We start from the raw sequence: 18,612 nt of genomic DNA on the forward strand, positions 1-18,612 counted from the left end.
GTAGAAAAAAAGCGCACGCGCCCAATGGTTGATCATTCCATGCAATCCTCCGCTTCCCGCAATCCTCGTCGCTGGCTGTTCGGCCTGCTTGTCCTGTTGGTCATCGCCGGCCTGTGCTGGAAGTTCTGGCCCGCTGGCAGCAGCCCGAAGGAGGGCGCAGGGCAGAAAGCCGTTGCCGGGCATACCGGTCGGTCGGGGGGGATGCGTCCGGGATTCGGCGGGGCGACGGGACCGGTTCCGGTGCGCGTGGCGCCGGTGGTCAAAGGCGATTTTCCGCTGTATTACAAGGCGCTGGGCACGGTCACGGCGCTGAACACCATCAATGTGCGCAGCCGCGTCGGTGGCGAACTGGTCAAGGTTTATTTCGAAGAGGGGCAGATGGTCAAGGCGGGTGACCTGCTGGCCGAGATCGATCCACGTCCTTATCAGAATGCCTTGCTCCAGGCCGAAGGCACCTTGCTGCAGAATCAGGCGCAATTGAAAAACGCCCAGGTCGACGTCGAGCGCTATCGTGGCCTGTACCGCGAAGACAGTATCGCCAAGCAAACCCTGGACACCGCCGAAGCCTTGGTGGGCCAGTATCAGGGCACGGTCAAGACCAATCAGGCGGCGGTCAACGACGCCAAGCTCAATCTCGAATTCACCAAGATCCGCGCTCCGATCGCCGGGCGTGTGGGCCTGCGGCAGCTGGACGTCGGCAACCTGGTGGCGGCCAACGACACCACGGCGCTGGTGATCATCACCCAGACCCAGCCGATCAGCGTCGCGTTTACTTTGCCGGAAAACAGCCTGAACACCGTGCTGGCCCGCTATCGCACCGGCGCCAGGCTGCCCGCCGAAGCCTGGGACCGCGGCGACACCCAATTGCAGGCCACCGGCGTGTTGCAGAGCCTCGATAACCAGATCGACGTCACCACCGGCACCCTGAAATTCAAAGCCCGTTACGAGAATCGCGATCAAGCGCTGTTCCCCAATCAGTTCGTCAACGTGCACCTGCTGGCCGACACCCTCAAAGACGTGGTGCTTGCACCCTCGGCGGCGATCCAGTTCGGCACCAACGGCACATTCGTCTATGCCCTGGACGGCGACAAGAAGGTCACCATCCGCCAGTTGAAAGTCGGCGCCAGTGACGGTGACAACACCGTGATTACCGAAGGTCTGGCCGTCGGTGATCGGGTGGTGCTGGAGGGCACCGACCGCCTGAAGGACGGCAGTGAAGTGGAAGTGGTCAACGACAGCAAGGATGTACCGACCACTCCGACCGAACATCTGCAAGGCAAATCGGCGGCGACCCCAGGCGAGCCGGCGGCCACCGACAAGGCGAAAAAGGGCGGCGCATGAACATCTCGCGGCTGTTCATCCTTCGCCCGGTCGCCACGACCCTGAGCATGCTGGCCATTATCCTGGCCGGGGTGATCGCTTATCGGCTGCTGCCGGTGTCGGCGTTGCCCCAGGTCGATTACCCGACCATCCGCGTCATGACGCTCTATCCCGGCGCCAGCCCGGATGTCATGACCAGCGCGGTGACTGCGCCGCTGGAGCGCCAGTTCGGCCAGATGCCCGGCCTGACCCAGATGGCTTCGACCAGTTCCGGTGGTGCCTCGGTGCTGACCCTGCGGTTCAGTCTCGACATCAACATGGACGTCGCCGAGCAGCAAGTGCAGGCGGCGATCAACGCCGCGACCAATTTGCTGCCCAAGGATTTGCCGGCGCCGCCGGTGTACAACAAGGTCAACCCGGCGGATACCCCGGTGCTGACCCTGGCCATCACCTCCAAAACCATGCTGCTGCCCAAGCTCAATGACTTGGTCGACACCCGTATGGCGCAGAAAATCGCCCAGATCAGCGGCGTCGGCATGGTCACTATTGCCGGCGGTCAGCGTCAGGCGGTGCGGATCAAGGTCAATCCCGAGGCCCTGGCGGCCAACGGCCTGAACCTGTCGGACGTGCGCACCTTGATCGGTGCCTCCAACGTCAACCAGCCCAAGGGCAACTTCGACGGCCCGACCCGGGTGTCGATGCTCGACGCCAACGACCAGCTGACGTCACCCAAGGACTACGCCAACCTGATTCTGGCCTATAAAAACGGCGCGCCGTTGCGGCTCAAGGACGTGGCACAAATCGTCGACGGTGCCGAGAACGAACGCCTCGCCGCCTGGGCCAATGAAAACCAGGCCGTGCTGCTGAACATCCAGCGTCAGCCCGGCGCCAACGTCATCGAGGTGGTCGACCGGATCAAGGCCTTGCTGCCGAGCATCACCGACAACCTGCCGGCCGGCCTCGACGTCACCGTGCTCACCGACCGCACCCAGACCATCCGCGCCTCGGTCACCGACGTGCAACACGAACTGCTGATCGCCATCGCCCTGGTGGTGATGGTCACGTTCCTGTTCCTGCGGCGGGCCAGTGCCACGATCATTCCGTCGGTGGCGGTGCCGCTGTCGTTGATCGGCACGTTCGGCGTGATGTACCTCGCCGGGTTTTCGGTCAACAACCTGACCCTGATGGCGCTGACCATCGCCACCGGTTTCGTGGTGGATGATGCGATCGTCATGCTGGAGAACATTTCCCGCTTCATCGAAGAGGGCGACAGCCCGCTGCAAGCGGCGCTCAAGGGTGCCAGGCAGATCGGCTTCACCCTGATTTCCCTGACGCTGTCGTTGATCGCGGTGCTGATTCCGTTGCTGTTCATGGCCGACGTGGTGGGGCGTTTGTTCCGCGAGTTCGCGATCACGTTGGCGGTGGCGATCCTGATTTCGCTGGTGGTGTCCCTGACCCTGACGCCGATGATGTGCGCGCGGTTGCTCAAGCGTGAGCCCAAGGAAAAAGACCAGGGCTGGTTCTACCGCTCCAGTGGCGCAACCATCGACTGGATGATCGCCGCCTACGGGCGCAAGTTGCAGTGGGTGCTCAAGCATCAGCCGCTGACCTTACTGGTGGCCATCGGCACGCTGGCATTGACCGTGTTCCTGTACATGGTGGTGCCCAAGGGCTTCTTCCCGGTGCAGGACACCGGGGTGATCCAGGGGATTTCCGAGGCGCCGCAGTCGATTTCCTTCGCGGCGATGAGCGAGCGCCAGCAGCAACTGGCCAAGGTGATCCTGGCTGATCCTGCGGTCGAGAGCCTGTCGTCCTACATTGGGGTCGACGGTGATAACTCGACACTCAACAGCGGCCGGTTGCTGATCAACCTCAAGTCCCACAGCCACCGCGACCTGAGCGCGACCCAAGTCATCGCCCGCTTGCAACCGGAGCTGGACAAGCTGGTCGGCATTCGCCTGTTCATGCAGCCGGTGCAGGACCTGACCATCGAAGATCGGGTCAGCCGTACGCAGTACCAGTTCAGCATGTCGTCACCGGATGCCGAGTTGCTCAGCCTGTGGAGCGGGCGTCTGGTCGAAGCCCTGGCCCAACGGCCGGAGCTGACCGACGTCGCCAGCGACTTGCAGGACAAAGGCTTACAGGTTTATCTAGTGATCGACCGCGATGCGGCGTCGCGGGTTGGCGTGTCGGTGTCGAACATCACCGATGCGCTGTACGACGCCTTCGGTCAGCGGCAGATTTCCACCATTTACACCCAGGCCAGCCAGTACCGCGTGGTGCTGCAATCGCAGTCCGGCGAGAAGATCGGCCCCGAAGCGCTGAACCAGATTCACGTCAAGACCACCGATGGCGGCCAGGTCCGTTTGTCCAGCCTGGCGCATGTCGAGGAACGTCAGGCGCAACTGGCGATCACCCACATCGGCCAGTTCCCGGCGGTGATGATGTCGTTCAACCTGGCGCCCGGCGTGGCGTTGGGGCATGCGGTGCAGATCATCGATCAGGTGCAGAAAGACATCGGCATGCCGATTGGCGTGCAGACCCAGTTCCAGGGCGCGGCCGAAGCGTTCCAGGCGTCGCTGTCGAGCACCTTGCTGCTGATTCTGGCGGCGGTGGTGACCATGTACATCGTGCTCGGCGTGCTCTACGAGAGCTACATCCACCCGATCACCATCCTCTCGACCTTGCCTTCGGCGGCGGTCGGCGCCTTGCTGGCGCTGCTGTTGAGCGGTAATGACCTGGGGATGATCGCGATCATCGGCATCATCTTGCTGATCGGTATCGTGAAAAAGAACGCGATCATGATGATCGACTTCGCCCTCGAGGCTGAACGTAATCAGGGCATGGACCCGCAGGCTGCGATCTATCAGGCGGCGCTGTTGCGCTTCCGGCCGATTCTGATGACCACCCTGGCGGCATTGTTCGGCGCGGTGCCGCTGATGCTCGCCACCGGTTCCGGCGCGGAGTTGCGCCAGCCTTTGGGTCTGGTGATGGTCGGTGGTTTGCTGGTGAGTCAGGTACTGACGCTGTTCACCACGCCTGTCATCTACTTGTACTTCGACCGCCTCGGGCGGCGCTGGGGTCGTAAGGCCCAGTCCGTGGACCCGGTAGAGCAGCCATGAACCTGTCCGGACCTTTCATCAAGCGCCCGGTCGCGACGATGCTGCTGAGCCTGGCGATCATGTTGCTGGGCAGCGTGAGCTTCGGCCTGTTGCCGGTATCGCCACTGCCGCAGATGGATTTCCCGGTGATCGTGGTTCAGGCCAGTCTGCCTGGCGCGAGCCCGGAGGTCATGGCCTCGACCGTGGCGACGCCGCTGGAGCGTTCCTTCGGTACCATCGCCGGGGTCAACACCATGAGCAGCCGTTCCAGCCAGGGCTCGACCCGGGTGATTCTGCAGTTCGACCTGGACCGCGACATCAACGGCGCGGCGCGGGAAGTGCAGGCGGCGATCAACGCCTCGCGCAACCTGCTGCCCAGCGGGATGCGCAGCATGCCGACCTACAAGAAGGTCAACCCATCGCAAGCGCCGATCATGGTGCTGTCGCTGACCTCGGATGTGCTGGAAAAAGGCCAGCTCTACGACTTGGCCTCGACCATTCTGTCCCAGAGCCTGTCCCAGGTGCAGGGTGTGGGTGAAGTGCAGATCGGCGGCAGTTCGTTGCCGGCGGTGCGCATCGAGCTCGAACCCCAGGCGCTCAACCAGTACGGCGTGGCGCTGGACGATGTGCGTACCACCATCGCCAACGCCAACGTGCGCCGGCCCAAGGGTTCGGTCGAAGACGGCCAGCGGCTGTGGCAGGTCCAGGCCAACGATCAGCTGGAAAAAGCCAAGGATTACGAGTCGCTGATCATTCACTACGCAGACGGCGCGGCCCTGCGCCTGAAGGATGTGGCCAAGGTCAGCGACGGTGTCGAGGACCGCTACAACAGCGGGTTCTTCAACGATGACGCGGCAGTCTTGCTGGTGATCAACCGCCAGGCCGGCGCCAACATCATCGAGACGGTCAACGAGATCAAGGCGCAATTGCCGGCATTGCAGGCGGTGCTGCCGGCCAGCGTCAAGCTCAACCTGGCGATGGACCGTTCGCCGGTGATAAAGGCCACTCTGCACGAAGCGGAAATGACCCTGCTGATTGCCGTTGCGCTGGTGATTCTGGTGGTGTTCCTGTTCCTCGGTAACTTGCGCGCCTCGCTGATCCCGACCCTGGCGGTGCCGGTGTCGCTGGTGGGCACGTTTGCGGTGATGTACCTCTACGGCTTCTCCCTGAACAACCTGTCGCTGATGGCGCTGATTCTGGCCACCGGGCTGGTAGTGGACGACGCCATCGTGGTGCTGGAGAACATTTCCCGGCACATCGACAAGGGCGTACCGCCGATGAAGGCGGCGTACCTCGGGGCGCAGGAAGTCGGCTTCACGCTGCTGTCGATGAACGTCTCACTGGTGGCGGTGTTCCTGTCGATCCTGTTCATGGGCGGGATCATCGAAAGCCTGTTCCGCGAGTTTTCCATCACCCTGGCGGCGGCCATCGTGGTGTCGCTGCTGGTGTCGCTGACGCTGACGCCGATGCTCTGCGCCCGCTGGCTCAAGCCACATACGCCGGGGCAGGAAAACCGTCTGCAACGCTGGAGCCAGCGGGCCAACGACTGGATGGTTGGCAAATACGCCACCAGCCTCGACTGGGTGCTGCGTCATCGCCGACTGACCTTGCTCAGTCTGTTCGTGACAATTGGTGTGAACATCGCGCTGTATGTCGTTGTTCCTAAAGCATTTATGCCGCAGCAGGATACCGGCCAGCTGATCGGTTTCGTACGTGGCGATAATGGCCTGTCGTTCAGCGTGATGCAGCCGAAGATGGAAACCTTCCGCCGCGCGGTGCTCAAGGACGACGCGGTGCAAAGCGTTGCAGGGTTCATCGGTGGCAACAACGGCACCAATAACGCGTTCATGCTGGTGCGGCTCAAGCCGATCAAGGAACGCAACCTGTCCGCGCAGAAAGTCATCGAGCGTTTGCGCAAGGAAATGCCCAAGGTGCCCGGTGCGCAATTGATGCTGATGGCCGACCAGGACCTGCAATTCGGCGGCGGTCGCGAGCAAACCACCTCGCAGTACTCCTACATCCTGCAAAGTGGCGACCTCGGCGCGTTACGCGAGTGGTATCCGAAAGTCGTTGCCGCCTTCAAGGCCCTGCCTGAGCTGACGGCGATTGACGCCCGCGAAGGTCGTGGCGCCCAGCAAGTGACGCTGATCGTCGATCGCGACCAGGCCAAGCGACTGGGCGTGGACATGAACATGGTCACGGCGGTGCTGAACAACGCCTATAGCCAGCGGCAGATTTCGACGATCTATGACAGCCTCAACCAGTATCAGGTGGTGATGGAGGTCAATCCGAAATACGCCCAGGACCCGGTCACCCTGAACCAGGTCAAAGTGATCACTGCCGACGGCGCGCGAATTCCGTTGTCGACCATCGCCCACTATGAGAGCAGCCTGGAAAACGACCGGGTCAGCCACGAAGGCCAGTTCGCTTCGGAAAGCATCGCCTTCGACATGGCCGAAGGGGTGACGGTGGAGCAGGGCTCGGCAGCCATCGAACGAGCGATTGCCAAGGTCGGCCTGCCGGAAGACGTGATCGCGAAAATGGCCGGCACCGCCGACGCCTTCGCCGCCGCACAGAAGAGCCAGCCGTGGATGATTCTCGGTGCGCTGGTGGCGGTGTATCTGGTGCTGGGTGTGCTGTATGAAAGCTACATTCATCCGCTGACCATTCTTTCGACCTTGCCGTCGGCCGGGGTCGGCGCGCTGCTGTCGATCTATGTGCTGGGCGGTGAGTTCAGCCTGATCTCCTTGTTGGGGCTGTTCCTGTTGATTGGCGTGGTGAAGAAAAACGCCATTCTGATGATCGACCTGGCGCTGCAACTGGAACGGCACCAGGGCCTGGAGCCGCTGGAATCGATCCGCAGCGCCTGCCTGCAACGGCTGCGACCGATTCTGATGACCACCCTGGCGGCGATTCTCGGGGCCTTGCCGCTGCTGCTGAGCCGCGCTGAAGGGGCGGAAATGCGTCAGCCGCTGGGCCTGACCATCATCGGCGGGCTGGTCTTCAGCCAGGTGCTGACCCTTTACACCACCCCGGTGGTTTACCTCTATCTCGACAAACTGCGCCATCGTTTCAACCACTGGCGTGGGGTGCGTACCGATGCTGCTCTGGAAACTCCGCTATGACTGACCGTTCGCTTCTCAATCTGGCTGCACCGCTGATCACGGCCCGAGGCTCGCGTTTGCTGAGCCTGTCGCTGTGCGTGGCGATGCTCAGCGCCTGCGCCATCGGCCCGGATTACCAGCGCCCGCAAGCCGCCGCACCTGCGCAGTACAAAGAGGCGGCCGGCTGGCGTCAGGCCAACCCCAGCGATTCGTTGGCGCGCGGTGCCTGGTGGGAGCTGTATGGCGATCAGCAGCTCAACGGCCTGATCGAAAAGCTCAACAGCGCCAACCAGACCGTTGCCCAGTCCGAGGCCCAGTACCGTCAGGCCCAGGCCTTGGTGCGCAGTGCCCGGGGGGCATTTTTCCCGACAGTGGACCTGACCGTCAGCAAGAGCCGCTCCAGCCAGGGCACTGGCAGTAGCAGTTCGAGCTTGAGTAGTTCGTCCAGCGGTATCCGTGACACTTACTCGGCACAGGCCGGGGTCAGTTGGGAAGCCGACATCTGGGGCAAATTACGTCGAGGCCTGGAAGCCGACACGGCCAATGCCCAAGCGAGTTTTGCCGACCTGGCGGCGATGCGCCTGAGCCAGCAATCGGAGCTGGTGCAGAACTACCTGCAATTGCGGGTGATCGATGAGCAGAAACGCCTGCTGGAAGCGACAGTCGAGGCCTATCAGCGCTCGTTGAAAATGACCGAAAACCAATACCGCGCCGGCGTTTCCGGCAAGGATGCGGTGGCCCAGGCCACCACTCAGCTCAAAACCACTCAGGCGGAACTGGTCGACCTGATCTGGCAGCGCGCGCAGTTCGAGAACGCCATCGCCGTGCTGATCGGCCTGCCACCGGCCGAATTCAGCCTGGCCGAAACCCAAGACATCCCGGCGTTGCCTCAAGTGCCGCTGAGCCTGCCTTCACAGTTGCTGGAACGCCGTCCGGACATCGCCTCCGCCGAACGCTCGGTGATGGCCGCCAACGCCAACATCGGCGTGGCCAAAGCTGCTTACTACCCGGACCTGACTCTGAACATGAACGGCGGTTATAGCAGCAGCACCTACGCCAACTGGATCAGCCTGCCGAACCGTTTCTGGTCGGTCGGCCCACAACTGGCCATGACCCTGTTCGACGGTGGGCAGCGCTCGGCGGAAGTCGATCGCAGTGAAGCGGCCTACGACGAGACTGTCGCCAAATACCGCCAGACCGTGCTCGATGGCTTTCGCGAGGTAGAAAATTATCTGGTGCAGCTCAAGGTGCTGGAAGACGAAGCGGTCGTGCGCCAGGAAGCTCTGGATGCGGCGCGCGACTCCCTTCGCTTGACCCAGAACCAGTACAAGGCCGGGTTGATCGCTTATCTGGATGTGGTGGTGGTTCAAGCCACGGCGTTGAACAATGAACGCAACGTGCTGAGCTTGTTGCAGAGCCGGCTGATTGCCAGCGTGCAGTTGATTGCCGCGCTGGGCGGCGGGTGGGACGGGCAACTTCAGGTCAGCGACAAGCAATAGCACAAGTCGATTGATCGTTCCCACTCAGTGGGAACGATCAATCCGACAAGCTCCCTCGCCACAATCATCTTGGTGGCCATTTGATTACTTTGTGAGTGCGTTCGTCCGCGGAATCAGTACAATCGCCGGCTTTGCTCCCCGAGAACAAACACAGTATGGCGGGGGCTGTTGCGAGAAATCCCATGCTCATTGGTAGTTATTCCCTTACGCTGGTTTTCATATCGCTGTGCGTGGCGATACTGGCCTCTTATACCGCGCTCGACCTCACCGGACGCATCGCCACGGCCAAGGGCCGAGCGGTGCATTTATGGACGGGGGGTGGCGCTTTTGCGATGGGCATCGGCGTGTGGTCGATGCATTTCATCGGCATGCTCGCGTTCACATTGCCGATCGACCTGGGCTACGACACTTCCCTCACGGCGCTGTCACTGTTGATCGCGGTGCTGTCTTGCGGCTTTGCCCTGTGGCTGGTCAGTCAGCCACAGCTGCCGGCCTGGCAACTGGCGTTCGGCGCGCTGGTCATGGGCGCAGGCATCAGCGCCATGCATTACACCGGCATGGCCGCCATGCGCATGCAGCCGGGCATCGATTACGACCCGACTCTGTTTGGCGCGTCGCTGCTTATTGCCGTCGGCGCGTCGGGCGCGGCGTTATGGATCGCTTTCCGCCTGCGCCAGCACACGCCGCATGTTCGCCTGTTCCGTGCGGGTGCTGCAGTCGTCATGGGCATCGCCATCGTCGGCATGCACTACACCGGCATGGCCGCGGCGCGCTTTGCCGATGGCAGTTTCTGTGGCGCGGCGATCAGTGGCTTGAACGGCAAGGGGCTGGACAGCCTGGTGCTGATCACCACCTTGGCGATATTGAGCATCGCCTTGCTGACGTCGATCCTCGATGCCCGCCTGGAGGCTCGCACTGCGGACCTCGCCCACTCGCTGACCGTGGCCAACCGTGAACTCACTCAACTGGCCTTGCACGACACCCTGACCGGTTTGCCCAACCGCATGTTGCTGGCTGACCGTATCGATCAGGCCGTATCGAAAGTGCAGGAACAGGGCGGCTGTTTTGCGTTGATGTTCATTGATCTGGACGGCTTCAAGCCGGTCAACGATGCGTTCGGCCATCACATGGGCGACCAGTTGTTGCGTGAAGTTGCATTGCGCCTGCGCGAAGACCTGCGTAGCCAGGACACCCTGGCGCGGATCGGCGGCGACGAGTTCGTGTTGTTGGTGCGCCTGAACGAGCCGAACGATGCGCTGAGCCTGGCGGAGCGTCAGGTCGGGTTGATTGCGCGCTCGTTCCGGGTCGCCGAACATGACTTGCAGATTTCCGCCAGTGTCGGCATCGCGCTCTATCCGGGCAACGGTCAGACGGCCGATGAGTTGCTGATGAACGCCGATGCCGCGATGTACCACGCCAAAGGCGCCGGGAAAAACGGTCATCGCTTCTTCGACGCCTCGATGAACAGCAACGCGCGCAAACAGCTGCAATTGCTCCAGGACTTGCGCAGTGCCGTCGATCAGCAGCAGTTCAAACTTTATTACCAGCCCAAATTCGACGCCGGTCATGGCCGACCGGTGGGCGCCGAGGCGTTGCTGCGCTGGGAGCATCCGACCCTGGGCCTGCTGCAGCCGGACACGTTCATTGACCTTGCGGAGAAGACCGGGCTGATCATTCCGATTGGCGAGTGGGTGCTCAACGAGGCCTGCCGGCAGATGCGCGAGTGGTACGTGCTCGGTTACACCGATTGGCGTATCGCGGTGAACCTCTCGGCCTTGCAATTCTGCCATGCGGGGCTGGTGCAGAGCGTTGCCAAAGCCCTGGCCGCCCATCATCTGCCGGCCAACAGCCTGACCCTGGAAATCACCGAAACCACCGCCATGAACGACGCCGATGCGAGCATGACGGTGTTGCAGGAGCTGTCGGAAATGGGCGTCGACCTGTCCATCGATGACTTTGGTACCGGCTATTCGAGCTTGATGTACCTCAAGCGCCTGCCGGCCAATGAACTGAAGATCGACCGGGGTTTCGTCCGCGATCTGGAGCACGACAGCGACGACGCGGCCATTGTCTCGGCCATCGTCGCCCTGGGCCAGGCGCTGGGCCTGCGGATCGTCGCCGAAGGGGTGGAAACCGATGTTCAGCAGGACTTCCTGACCCAGCTGGGCTGCGACTCTTTGCAGGGTTATCTGCTCGGGCACCCGCTACCGGCCGATCGCTTCATGGTCGACATACACCGTGGAGAGCAATCGGCAACGGGTTGATTGCCCCCTCACCTCAGCGGATTGATGCAGCTCCATGCAAAACCCGCCGATGGCGGTTATTCTTGGCCCCGACTGCTTACGCTTGAAACGGGGGAAATGTCAGCATGGACAAAGTCATCGTCATCACCGGCGGCAGCCGCGGAATTGGTGCCGCCACGGCCCTGTTGGCCGCCGAGCAGGGTTATCGGATCTGCATCAACTATCAGTCCGACGAACAGGCGGCGCTTAGTGTGTTGGAGCAAGTCCGTGCACGCGGCGCCCAAGCCATCGCCGTGCGCGCCGACGTCAGCATCGAAGACGAAGTGATCGCTCTGTTTCATCGGGTGGACACCGAACTGGGCCGGGTCACGGCGCTGGTGAACAACGCCGGCACCGTCGGGCAAAAGTCGCGGATCGACGAAATGTCGGAATTCCGCATTCTGAAAATCCTCAAGACCAACGTCCTGGCGCCGATCCTCTGCGCCAAACACGCGATTTTGCGCATGTCGCCCAAACATGGCGGGCAGGGCGGCAGTATCGTCAATGTTTCCTCGGTTGCCTCGCGTTTGGGCTCACCCAACGAGTACGTGGATTACGCCGCGTCCAAGGGGGCGCTGGACACCTTCACCATCGGTCTGTCCAAGGAAGTGGCGGGCGAGGGGATTCGTGTCAATGCGGTGCGGCCGGGTTACATCTACACCGATTTCCATGCATTGAGCGGCGATCCGGATCGGGTCAGCAAGCTGGAGTCGGCGATCCCGATGGCCCGTGGTGGGCGGCCGGATGAAGTAGCGGAGGCGATTGTGTGGTTGTTGTCGGATAAGGCGTCGTATGCGACCGGGACTTTCGTCGATCTTGGTGGTGGGCGGTAAAGATCAGAAGCAAGATCAAAAGATCGCAGCCTTTGGCAGCTCCTACGCACGGGCGCCTGTGGGCGCCGCGATCTTTTGCTGTTAAAAGGACCTGACAATTCGCCCCAGCGTCTCCATCGCCTTCTCCGAATCCTCGGTCCATGGGCTGCCATAATTCAACCGGATACAATTTCTGAACCGCTGGGTCGGTGAAAAAATTGGCCCCGGTGCAATGCTGATCCCCTGTGCCAATGCCATCTGGAACAACTTCAACGAATCCATCTGCGGTGGCAGTTCCAGCCACAGGAAGTAACCGCCGGCCGGTTGACTGACGCGGGTCTGGGCCGGGAAGTAGCGGGCGATGGCGGCGAGCATGGCACTTTGCTGCTCTTCCAGGGCGTAACGCAGTTTGCGCAGGTGCCGGTCGTAGCCGCCGTGTTGCAGGTAATCGGCGATGGCGGCCTGGGCGGGCATTGAAGCGCACAGCGAGGTCATGAGTTTCAGCCGTTCGATTTTCTGCGCATAGCGCCCGGCGGCGACCCAGCCGATGCGGTAGCCGGGGGCCAGGCTCTTGGCGAACGAACCGCAATGCATCACCAGCCCTTCGGTGTCGAACGCCTTGGCCGGTTTCGGCGCCTGTTGGCCGTAATAGAGCTCGGCGTAGACGTCATCTTCGATCAGCGGCACCTGATGGCTGCGCAACAACTCCACCAACTCCTGTTTCTTCGCCTCGGGCATGGTCGCGCCCATGGGGTTCTGGAAACTGGTCATGCACCAGCAGGCCTTGATCGGGTGCCGTTCCAGGGTCTGAGCGAGTACGCCGAGGTCGATGCCGTCTCGCGGGTGGACGGGGATTTCCACGGCTTTGAGCTTCAGCCGTTCCAGCACTTGCAGGCTGGCGTAAAAGGCCGGGGCTTCGATGGCCACCAGATCGCCAGGCTCGGTGACGGCTTGCAGGCACAGGTTCAGCGCTTCCAACGCGCCGTTGGTGATCAGCAATTCTTCCATCGGCAGCATCAGCCCGCCAACCATGTAGCGCAGGGCGATTTGCCGACGCAGTTGCGGGTTGCCCGGCGACATGTCGGTGACCACCATGCGCGGGTCCATCTCCCGGGAGGCACTGGCCAGCGAGCGGGACAAGCGCTGCAGCGGGAACAGCGTGGGGCTGGGGAAGGCCGAACCGAAGGGCACGGTGGTCGGGTCCTTGATCGAGTCCAGCACCGAGAACACCAGTTCGCTGACGTCGACTTCGGTGGACTCGTTGACCTGGCTGCTGATCACCGGCTCCGAGAACGGGCTTGGTGCATGCGCATTGACGAAGTAGCCGGAACGCGGTCGCGCGCGGATCAGGCCACGACGTTCGAGCAGGTAATAGGCCTGGAACACCGTGGACGGGCTGACGCCGTAGGTCTGGCTGGCGTAGCGTACCGACGGCACCCGATGGCCGGGGCCAAGAACGCCGGAGCGGATCAGTTCAGCGATGTCGTCGGCGAATTTTTCGTAGCGTTTCATCGAGTGCCCGGAGTGGTGTCATTTAGAAAAAGGTCGCGGTCGAAATTGCCAGGATCGCAGCCTTCGGCAGCTCCTACAGGGGCGCGCATTCTCCTGTAGGAGCTGCCGAAGGCTGCGATCTTTTGCTGCGGTATCTTAAAGGCTCAACGGTTCATCGGTGCAACAAACCGGCTCTTGGCCACGCTATAGATGTCTGGCTCATCGCTGTCGACAATCTTGAAACTGATCGTCTGCGAGCTGCTGCTCGGCCGTTCCGTGGTCATCGCCACCGACACCGGTACATCGACGATTTCACCGGCGGCCAGGCTCAGTTCGGTCTTGCCTTGCAACTGGAAGCCGTCGCCATCGACCAGCGTCAGACGGTAATCCTGACGTTGCTGGGTCTTGTTGATGACCTTCAGGCTGTAGATGTTTTCGATCTGGCCTTCACTGTTCTCGCGGAACAGGCCACGGTCCTTGCTCACGTCCAGCGACACCATCGGCCGTTCCACCAAGGCCAGGGCGAGGGCGCCGATCATTACCAGCAGCACCGCGGTGTAACCGATCAGGCGCGGGCGCAGCAGGTGGGTCTTGCCACCCTGTAATTGATGCTCCGAGGTGTGGCTGATCAGCCCACGGGCGTAGCCCATTTTGTCCATGATCGAATCGCAGGCGTCGATGCACGCGGCGCAACCGATGCATTCCATCTGCAAACCATCGCGGATGTCGATGCCGGTCGGGCAGACCTGCACGCACAACTGACAGTCGATGCAATCACCCAGGCCGACCTCGGCGGGTTTCACTTCACGTTTGCGCGGGCCACGGTTCTCGCCGCGAGCCACGTCGTAGGAAATGGTCAGGGTGTCCTTGTCGAACATCACGCTCTGGAACCGCGCATACGGGCACATGTGCATGCACACGGCTTCACGTAGCCAGCCGGCGTTGATGTAAGTGGCACCGGTGAAAAACAGCACCCAGAACAGGCTGACACCGCCGATTTGCAAAGTCAGCAGCTCTTCGGTCAGGGGCCGGATCGGTGTGAAGTAACCGACGAAGGTCAGGCCGGTGAGCAGGCTGATCGCCAGCCACAACGTGTGTTTGGCCGAGCGGCGGAGCAGTTTGTTAATGCCCCAGGGCGCGGCTTGCAGCTTGATCCGCTGGTTGCGCTCGCCTTCGGTGATCTTCTCGCACCACATGAAGATCCAGGTCCAGGAGCTCTGCGGGCAGGTGTAACCGCACCAGACCCGGCCTGCGAACACGGTGATCGCAAACAGACCGAACGCGGCGATGATCAGCAGCGCCGACAGCAGAATGAAATCCTGGGGCCAGAAGGTCGCGCCGAAGATGTGGAACTTGCTTTCGGACAGGTCCCAGAGCACCGCCTGGCGGCCGCCCCAGTTCAGCCATACCGTGCCGAAGAACAGCAGAAACAGAAACCCCGCGCCGCTCATGCGCAGGGTGCGGAACAGGCCGGTGAAGCTGCGGGTGTGGATCAGGTTGTCGCTGGACTTGGCCTTCATCTTTGGACGCGAAGGTTCATTGTTTTTTAAAAATGAGGCAGGTTCAACGGTTCGGACGGGGATTCTATCGCTCATGGTCTTTCGCTCATCAGCCTCCATCAGGCCTGAGCACTATGACCAGCGATCTGTTTGCATAACAGACTCAGCTAACGCAATAAAAAGCGGATCAGATGAGGTGCCAACATCCACCTGCGACAACTTGATGCCCCCGTAGCGGCGGGCCGCAAGCGCCTATGTCAAGCGCGGGTGGTGGGAGTGGATGCGGGTCAGTCAAATCACCGAATCACTGTCTGTGGCCTTCAAATGCCGCCGACCGTCCACGGCGCCTGCTACGGTCAATGCGTCGGCTTCTGCTTCGGTGATGTAGATGCGCTGGCCGTCGAGGTCGACCGCCGACATGGATTTTTCCTCGTCAGTGATGATGGTGACATCGGGGCAAAGACGAATTTCTTCGCCGTTTTCGGTGATTAAGAAGCAGGTCTGGTTTTCGATGCGCACGGTCATGGAGCAATCCTTTTTCTGCGGGTTCTTAAGGGTTAGGGCGCATTCGCCGGTCATCGTTCTGCGCAACCGATTAATGGTGGGTGGGGTCCATCGTCTAGAGGGGGCCGTTTTTCCGTTCAAATGATAAGGAATGCACCATGGACGCCTGGTGGCACGAGGTTTGGGTGACGCTGCAAGCGGAATTCGCCGATGTCGGCGACGCCTCGCAACTGACGCGCATTACGGTGCGATTGCTGATGGCCGCCTTGCTGGGCGGCCTTCTCGGTTTCGAGCGTGAGCAAAAGGGCAAGGCTGCCGGGGTTCGTACTCATATGCTGGTCGCGTTGGGCGCGGCGCTGTTTGTGCTGGTGCCGCAGATGTCGGGGGCTCAGGCCGATGCCATGAGCCGGGTGGTACAGGGGGTAATCGCCGGCATCGGTTTTCTCGGCGCCGGGACTATCCTGAAGAACACCGATGGCAATGAGGGCCACGTCAAAGGCCTGACCACCGCCGCCGGGTTGTGGATGACAGCCGCCATCGGCGTTTCGGCCGGGCTGGGCCGCGAGGCGACGGCGGTGCTCAGTACATTGCTGGCGTTGGTGATCCTCGGTGTGATGCCGGTCATCGTGCGTCAGCTGGAAAAAGATCGAAACCCGTAGGGGCGCGCTCACGGATTCACAATCACTGGTGATCGCGGAGTCTGCGGTTCCTCGCGGGGTGGCGGAGTGGTTCCGGGCGGCTCTTGCTCGGGTACCGGGCCTGGCTCGGTGGGCGGGATTGTCGGCTCATCAATGTTCGGATCGGGTGTCTCGGCCGGGATTGGAATGCTCATGGATAAGGCTCCAGTGGCAGATGGCGTGAGTCGTGCTTAAGTTGGTTGACCCGTGCCTGGCGGATTTGATTCCCCGAAAGACTTGGCAAATCCCTGTGAACTTTGCCGGCGCCTGTGGCTCGGAACTTATGTGAGTTCATGCCGGTGCGTTCATATCGGGGCAGACTGCTTCGCGTGAATGACGACCAGGCACAAGAGCGTCCTTGGGGCGTAAAGGAGAGATGCTCGATGACTGCAGAGAAACCCACAGAATTGAGCTACAACCCGCATATACCGCTGTCCCAGGCATTGTTGCTGCCGCGGATCGTAATTGAAAACACCATGCCGACCCTCGATGGCGGGCAATTTGCCGTTAAAGCCGTGGTCGATCAGGACGTGGTGGTGACCAGCAAAGTGTTTGCCGACGGTCACGACCAACTGGCCGTGCGCATCCGCTGGTGCGCCGAAGGCGACGACACCTGGCAGAGCGAGGTGATGGCCGGGCTGGGCAATAACGGCTGGCAGGGCCAGTTCCGCGTCAAGAAGCAGGGCCGCCATGTATTCTGCATCGAAGCCTGGATCGATCAGTACGCCAGTTTTTGTTATGAACTGAAAAAAAAGCACGGGGCCTGCATGTCGGTCAGCCTGGAATTGCAGGAAGGGCGCCTGCACGTCCAGCAGGCAGCGGAACGCAGCGAAGGCCTCCTCAGCGAGCAGCTGGCGGCGTTGCACCATGAGTTGTCCGGTCTGCTCGAAACCGAGCAGGTTGCCTTGTTTCTGCACCAGCGCAGCGCGGACTTGATGGCCCAGGCCGATCATCATCCTTTCGTGAGCCTGAGTCCTGAATACCCGGTGGACGTGGAGCGGGAGTTGGCGCAGTTCGCCAGTTGGTATGAATTGTTTCCGCGCTCGATCACCGATGACCCGGCCCGTCATGGCACCTTTAATGACGTGCATACGCGGCTGGCGATGATTCAGGACATGGGCTTCGATGTGCTGTACTTCACGCCGATCCACCCGATTGGCCGCAGCTATCGCAAAGGCCCGAACAACTCATTGACCGCCGGCCCCGACGATCCGGGCAGCCCTTACGCCATCGGCAGCGAAGAGGGTGGACACGAGGCGATTCACTCGGAACTGGGCAGCCGCGAAGACTTTCGCCGACTCGTCACGGCGGCGGCCGAGCATGGGCTGGAAGTGGCCCTCGACTTTGCGATTCAGTGTTCCCAGGATCACCCGTGGCTCAAACAACACCCGGGCTGGTTCAACTGGCGACCGGACGGCACGATCAAATACGCCGAGAACCCGCCGAAGAAATACCAGGACATCGTCAACGTCGACTTCTATGCCGTGGACGCGATTCCCAGCCTGTGGATCGAGTTGCGAGACATCGTGGTGGGCTGGGTCGAAGAGGGCGTGAAGCTGTTTCGCGTTGATAACCCACACACCAAACCGTTGCCGTTCTGGCAATGGTTGATCGCCGATGTGCGGGCGCTGTACCCCGAAGTGATTTTCCTCGCCGAAGCATTTACCACGCCGGCGATGATGGCGCGTCTGGGCAAGGTCGGTTACTCCCAGAGCTACACCTATTTCACCTGGCGCAACACCAAGACCGAACTGGCGACCTATTTCACCGAGCTCAACGAGTCGCCGTGGCGCGAATGCTACCGGCCGAATTTTTTCGTCAATACGCCGGACATAAACCCGGCGTTCCTGCATGAATCCGGTCGCGCCGGTTTTCTGATCCGGGCCGCGCTGGCGACCATGGGCTCTGGCCTGTGGGGCATGTATTCGGGCTTTGAACTGTGTGAAGCGGCGCCGGTGCCGGGCAAGGAGGAGTACCTCAATTCCGAGAAGTACGAGATCCGCCCACGGGACTTCACCGCGCCGGGCAACATCATTGCCGAAATCGCCCAACTCAACCGCATCCGCCGGCAGAACCCGGCGCTGCACACGCACCTGGGCCTGAAGATCTACAACGCCTGGAACGACAACATTCTGTACTTCGGCAAACGCAGTGTGGACGGCAGCAATTTCATTCTGGTGGCCGTTAGCCTCGATCCGCATAACGTCCAGGAAGCGAATTTTGAATTGCCGCTATGGGAAATGGGCCTGCCCGACGATGCCAGCACCCAGGGTGAAGACTTGATGAACGGCCACCGCTGGACCTGGCACGGCAAGTACCAGTT

General features: G+C 61.5%; 12 protein-coding genes. 8 read left to right on the forward strand and 4 right to left on the reverse strand.

Translation table 11 applies throughout. The annotated features are described in order from the left end of the window. Positions 1 to 24: 24 nt before the first annotated feature. The 6 genes from AC1D2Q_RS28755 to AC1D2Q_RS28780 all read left to right on the forward strand — a co-directional run bounded on the left by AC1D2Q_RS28755 (position 25) and on the right by AC1D2Q_RS28780 (position 12,139). Positions 25 to 1,341, forward strand: coding sequence for an MdtA/MuxA family multidrug efflux RND transporter periplasmic adaptor subunit (locus AC1D2Q_RS28755; RefSeq protein WP_477815433.1), 1,317 nt, complete (start codon positions 25 to 27; stop codon positions 1,339 to 1,341). Continuing rightward, complete coding sequence (locus AC1D2Q_RS28760) at positions 1,338 to 4,442, forward strand: MdtB/MuxB family multidrug efflux RND transporter permease subunit (protein ID WP_477815434.1); 3,105 nt, start codon at positions 1,338 to 1,340, stop codon at positions 4,440 to 4,442. The genes AC1D2Q_RS28755 and AC1D2Q_RS28760 overlap by 4 nt, the downstream gene beginning before the upstream one ends. Further along, positions 4,439 to 7,546: an efflux RND transporter permease subunit gene (locus AC1D2Q_RS28765; RefSeq protein ID WP_477815435.1), complete on the forward strand. Its 3,108-nt coding sequence runs from the start codon at positions 4,439 to 4,441 to the stop codon at positions 7,544 to 7,546. Before AC1D2Q_RS28760 ends, AC1D2Q_RS28765 begins: the two co-directional genes overlap by 4 nt. Further along, positions 7,543 to 9,024: an efflux transporter outer membrane subunit gene (locus AC1D2Q_RS28770; RefSeq protein WP_477815436.1), complete on the forward strand. Its 1,482-nt coding sequence runs from the start codon at positions 7,543 to 7,545 to the stop codon at positions 9,022 to 9,024. The genes AC1D2Q_RS28765 and AC1D2Q_RS28770 overlap by 4 nt, the downstream gene beginning before the upstream one ends. 182 nt (positions 9,025 to 9,206) lie before the next feature. Beyond that, the gene (locus AC1D2Q_RS28775; protein ID WP_477815437.1) at positions 9,207 to 11,288 is read left to right on the forward strand and encodes a putative bifunctional diguanylate cyclase/phosphodiesterase; all 2,082 of its coding nucleotides are present in this window, start codon (positions 9,207 to 9,209) and stop codon (positions 11,286 to 11,288) included. Between the two features lie 104 nt (positions 11,289 to 11,392). Next, complete coding sequence (locus tag AC1D2Q_RS28780; RefSeq protein ID WP_018926135.1) at positions 11,393 to 12,139, forward strand: SDR family oxidoreductase; 747 nt, start codon at positions 11,393 to 11,395, stop codon at positions 12,137 to 12,139. 81 nt (positions 12,140 to 12,220) lie between these two features. Here the strand turns inward: AC1D2Q_RS28780 and mapR are convergent, their stop codons facing one another. The 3 genes from mapR to AC1D2Q_RS28795 form a co-directional block, all read right to left on the reverse strand. Beyond that, positions 12,221 to 13,630, reverse strand: coding sequence for a GntR family transcriptional regulator MpaR (mapR, locus tag AC1D2Q_RS28785; RefSeq protein WP_018926134.1), 1,410 nt, complete (start codon positions 13,628 to 13,630; stop codon positions 12,221 to 12,223). A gap of 143 nt (positions 13,631 to 13,773) precedes the next feature. Continuing rightward, a complete protein-coding gene (ccoG, locus tag AC1D2Q_RS28790; protein WP_477815438.1) occupies positions 13,774 to 15,204 on the reverse strand; it encodes a cytochrome c oxidase accessory protein CcoG in 1,431 nt (476 codons plus the stop codon). A gap of 195 nt (positions 15,205 to 15,399) precedes the next feature. Continuing rightward, positions 15,400 to 15,633: a DUF3203 family protein gene (locus AC1D2Q_RS28795; protein WP_477815439.1), complete on the reverse strand. Its 234-nt coding sequence runs from the start codon at positions 15,631 to 15,633 to the stop codon at positions 15,400 to 15,402. Between the two features lie 137 nt (positions 15,634 to 15,770). On the opposite strand from AC1D2Q_RS28795, the gene AC1D2Q_RS28800 reads away from it, so the two are divergent. After that, positions 15,771 to 16,271, forward strand: a complete 501-nt coding sequence (locus tag AC1D2Q_RS28800; RefSeq protein ID WP_105342050.1) for an MgtC/SapB family protein — start codon at positions 15,771 to 15,773, stop codon at positions 16,269 to 16,271. An 8-nt stretch (positions 16,272 to 16,279) separates the two neighbouring features. On the opposite strand, the gene AC1D2Q_RS28805 is transcribed toward AC1D2Q_RS28800, so the two are convergent. Then, positions 16,280 to 16,444, reverse strand: a complete 165-nt coding sequence (locus AC1D2Q_RS28805; protein WP_477815440.1) for a hypothetical protein — start codon at positions 16,442 to 16,444, stop codon at positions 16,280 to 16,282. Positions 16,445 to 16,672: 228 nt separating this feature from the next. On the opposite strand from AC1D2Q_RS28805, the gene AC1D2Q_RS28810 reads away from it, so the two are divergent. Then, on the forward strand, positions 16,673 to 18,612 hold a 1,940-nt coding region (locus AC1D2Q_RS28810), incomplete at its 3' end, for an alpha-1,4-glucan--maltose-1-phosphate maltosyltransferase (protein ID WP_477815441.1).

The organism is Pseudomonas sp. P1_A1, from assembly GCF_056406935.1.

Coding starts and splice junctions, on each gene's coding strand:
- AC1D2Q_RS28755 (WP_477815433.1), top strand. CDS start 25: ATGGTTGATCATTCCATGCAATCCTCCGCTTCCCGCAATCCTCGTCGC.
- AC1D2Q_RS28760 (WP_477815434.1), top strand. CDS start 1,338: ATGAACATCTCGCGGCTGTTCATCCTTCGCCCGGTCGCCACGACCCTG.
- AC1D2Q_RS28765 (WP_477815435.1), top strand. CDS start 4,439: ATGAACCTGTCCGGACCTTTCATCAAGCGCCCGGTCGCGACGATGCTG.
- AC1D2Q_RS28770 (WP_477815436.1), top strand. CDS start 7,543: ATGACTGACCGTTCGCTTCTCAATCTGGCTGCACCGCTGATCACGGCC.
- AC1D2Q_RS28775 (WP_477815437.1), top strand. CDS start 9,207: ATGCTCATTGGTAGTTATTCCCTTACGCTGGTTTTCATATCGCTGTGC.
- AC1D2Q_RS28780 (WP_018926135.1), top strand. CDS start 11,393: ATGGACAAAGTCATCGTCATCACCGGCGGCAGCCGCGGAATTGGTGCC.
- mapR (WP_018926134.1), bottom strand. CDS start 13,630: ATGAAACGCTACGAAAAATTCGCCGACGACATCGCTGAACTGATCCGC.
- ccoG (WP_477815438.1), bottom strand. CDS start 15,204: ATGAGCGATAGAATCCCCGTCCGAACCGTTGAACCTGCCTCATTTTTA.
- AC1D2Q_RS28795 (WP_477815439.1), bottom strand. CDS start 15,633: ATGACCGTGCGCATCGAAAACCAGACCTGCTTCTTAATCACCGAAAAC.
- AC1D2Q_RS28800 (WP_105342050.1), top strand. CDS start 15,771: ATGGACGCCTGGTGGCACGAGGTTTGGGTGACGCTGCAAGCGGAATTC.
- AC1D2Q_RS28805 (WP_477815440.1), bottom strand. CDS start 16,444: ATGAGCATTCCAATCCCGGCCGAGACACCCGATCCGAACATTGATGAG.